Origin of the sequence: Pseudomonas sp. EL_65y_Pfl1_R83 (genome assembly GCF_963970695.1) — a bacterium.
Taxonomy (GTDB): domain Bacteria; phylum Pseudomonadota; class Gammaproteobacteria; order Pseudomonadales; family Pseudomonadaceae; genus Aquipseudomonas; species Aquipseudomonas tritici.
This window is the reverse complement of the sequence record NZ_CAXAQI010000243.1, coordinates 1-525: the sequence shown is the minus strand read 5'-3', so window position 1 is coordinate 525 and position 525 is coordinate 1. Positions and strand designations below refer to the sequence as shown.

The following is a 525-nucleotide window of genomic DNA, read 5'->3' as shown; positions in this document are numbered from 1 at the left end:
CTTTTCCGCCAAGCGCGGCGTGGTTCATTCCGAGGTCATGCTGCCAGAGAACGCGCCGGAGGAATGGCACGACCGCGAAAAGCTCTGGAACGATGTCGAAGCGTTCGAGAAGCGGAAGGACGCCCAGCTTTGCCGCGAGGTGGAGTTCGCTATCCCGCGCGAGATGCCGCAGGCGCAGGGCGTCGAACTCGCCCGCGACTTCGTGCAGGCCGAGTTCGCCGATCAGGGCATGATCGCCGATCTCAATGTGCATTGGGATATCGGCGCGGACGGCGAGGCCAAGCCGCACGCGCATGTCATGCTGACCATGCGCGATGTTGGCGAGGACGGGTTCGGCAAGAAGAACCGCGACTGGAATCGCACCGACTTGCTGGAGAAATGGCGTGAGCGCTGGAGCGAACACGTCAACACGCGCTTGGCCTAGTTGGATATCGATTCGCGGATCGCTCACCGCTCGCTGGAGGCGCAGGGCATCGACCTGGAGCCGCAGCACAAGATCGGCCCGGCCGCTTCGCGCATGGCGGC

General features: G+C 64.2%; 1 pseudogene. It reads left to right on the top strand.

The features are described 5' to 3' along the window. Positions 1-37: 37 nt before the first annotated feature. Positions 38-525, top strand: a pseudogene (locus tag AACY08_RS28640) (MobA/MobL family protein); the annotation flags it as partial.